This window comes from Microbacterium sp., from assembly GCF_031178525.1.
Lineage (GTDB): Bacteria > Actinomycetota > Actinomycetes > Actinomycetales > Microbacteriaceae > Microbacterium.
The window spans coordinates 1-2,196 of record NZ_JAPSJA010000357.1; the positions used below are offsets into that span (position 1 = coordinate 1).

At 73.1% G+C, this 2,196-nt stretch carries 2 protein-coding genes; both read right to left on the reverse strand.

Translation table 11 applies throughout. The features are described from left to right. Positions 1-124 precede the first annotated feature (124 nt). The gene (locus RIF89_RS14340; protein ID WP_309069751.1) at positions 125-1,285 is read right to left on the reverse strand and encodes a DNA polymerase III subunit delta'; all 1,161 of its coding nucleotides are present in this window, start codon (positions 1,283-1,285) and stop codon (positions 125-127) included. 201 nt (positions 1,286-1,486) lie between these two features. After that, the gene (gene tmk, locus RIF89_RS14345) at positions 1,487-2,113 is read right to left on the reverse strand and encodes a dTMP kinase (protein ID WP_309069752.1); all 627 of its coding nucleotides are present in this window, start codon (positions 2,111-2,113) and stop codon (positions 1,487-1,489) included. Between the last annotated feature and the right edge of the window lie 83 nt (positions 2,114-2,196).

Here is a 2,196-nt window from a genome sequence, read left to right on the forward strand (position 1 = left end):
GGCCCGCCGGTCTCCCGAGCGGGGATCTGCGAGTACAGGCATCCGGACAGCGCGAGCGCGCCCGTCAACAGGATCGCGAGGGCGGCGAGGGGACGACGGAGGGTGCGGATCACGCTGTTCTTCCTCACGAGGGGGATCTTCCGCTGACGACGGTCACGAGGAGCGATTCGAGCGCGAGCGTGGGCTGCACGTTCTGCTCGAGCGCGGCGCGCGTCGAGGCGATGTGGTCGAGCACGGTCAGGGTGCGGGCGGCCGGCCATTTCGCGGCTAGCTCCCGCATGTCCTCCATCAGCTCCAGGTTGATGATGTCCGCGTCCTCGCGGAACTGGAGCATGACGATGTCGCGGAACAGCGACTGCAGGTCGGTCAGCACGCGGTCGAGGCCGTCGCGCAGGCTGCGCGTGGCGCGCTTGCGCTGCTCGTCCTCGAGGGCGGTCAGCTGGCTGCGCACAGCGGGCGGGATCCTGGCGCCGTCCGCGATCCCGACCGTCCGCAGCAGGGAGCTGCGCTCGGCCTCGTCGCGCTCCGCCGTCAGCGCCTTGGCGTCATCGGTCGCGGCCTGCACGATCTGGCCCGCGACCTCGACGACGTCCGCGATGCCGCGCACGCGCAGCACGGCACGGAGCGTCTCGTCACGACGGACGCGCGACGCCTCGTCGGTCGCGAGCCGCTGCGCCATGCCGATGTGCCGCTGCGCGTGACGCGCTGCCTGCTCGGCGACCGCGTCGTCGACGCCCGTGCGGGCCGTGATCAGCGCCGCGACCTGGGCCACGTCGGGCTCGCGCAGGCGCAGCACCCGCACGCGGGAGCGGATGGTCGGCAGCAGGTCGGCGTCGCTCGGCGCGCACAGGATCCACACGGTGCGCTCGGGCGGCTCCTCGAGCGCCTTCAGCAGCACGTTGGACGTGCGCTCGGTCATCCGGTCGGCGTCCTCCACGACCACGACGCGGTACCGCCCGATGGACGGCGAGAAGTACGACCGCTCCACGAGCTCGCGCGCCTGCTTGATCGTGATGATGACGCCCTCGGTGCGCAGCGCCGTGATGTCGGGATGCGTGCCGGCGATCACCTGCCGCATGGTGTGCTCGTCATCCGCGCCGTTCGCGATCAGCGCGGCGGCGAACGCGTGAGCGAGCGGCGCGCGGCCCGAACCGGGCGGGCCGGTGATCAGCCACGCGTGCGCGAGCGCGGCCGGATCGGCAGCCGCGGCGCGCAGCGTGTCGACGGCGGCATCCTGCCCCCACACCTCGCCCCACGGCAGCGCGGAAGCAGCCACCGACGTCATGGGTTCCACCCTAACCGCGGCATGCGACACGGCCGGTCGCGCCCGGCGCTCGCGACCCCGCCCGCGGTGCCAAACCATATGGTCTGAACGAAACGACAGCATGTGGGCGCGTCGAACCCTGTGGTCTCGTTCAGGCGATGTGGTTTGGCGGGGCGGGAGGGGGCGGGACGGGGCGAGGGCGAGAGGCGGCGGGGACGCGCCTCAGAGCAGAGGCTCGACCCGTGCGCGGACCGCGGCGGCGAGCTGCTCGATCGAACGCGAGGCGTCGAGCACGAGGAAGCGCTCGGGTTCCGCCTCGGCGAGGGCCAGGAACGCCGTGCGCACGCGCGCATGGAAGTCGGCCTTCTCGGCCTCGAGGCGGTCGAAGGGCTTGTCGGCCGCGTCGAGACGGACGCGGGCGGCGGCGGGGTCCAGATCGAGCAGCACCGTCACGTCCGGCAGCGCGCCGCCCGTGGCCCACAGCGACAGGTCGCGCACCTCGGTCGCATCGAGCACGCGACCGGCACCCTGGTAGGCGACGGACGAGTCGAGGTAGCGATCCTGGATCACGACCTCGCCGCGCGCGAGGGCGGGGGTCACGAGCGTCTCGACGTGGTGCGCGCGGTCGGCGGCGTACAGCAGCGCCTCGGCGCGCGCAGCGATGTCACCGCGGTGATGCAGCACGATGTCGCGGATCAGGACACCGACCTCGGTGCCGCCCGGCTCGCGCGTGCGCACCACGGTGCGGCCCGTCGCCTCGAGCCATTCCTGCAGCAGCCGGGCCTGCGTCGTCTTGCCCGATCCGTCGCCGCCCTCGAACGTGATCCAGAGGCCGCGATCGGCGCTCACTGCTCTTCCGCGGCCTTCTTCGCACGGTTCGCGGCCCGCGTCGCGGCGGCCTTCTTCGCCGCCTCCGAGCGGGACGCGGACGC

Coding starts and splice junctions, on each gene's coding strand:
- RIF89_RS14340 (WP_309069751.1), bottom strand. CDS start 1,285: ATGACGTCGGTGGCTGCTTCCGCGCTGCCGTGGGGCGAGGTGTGGGGG.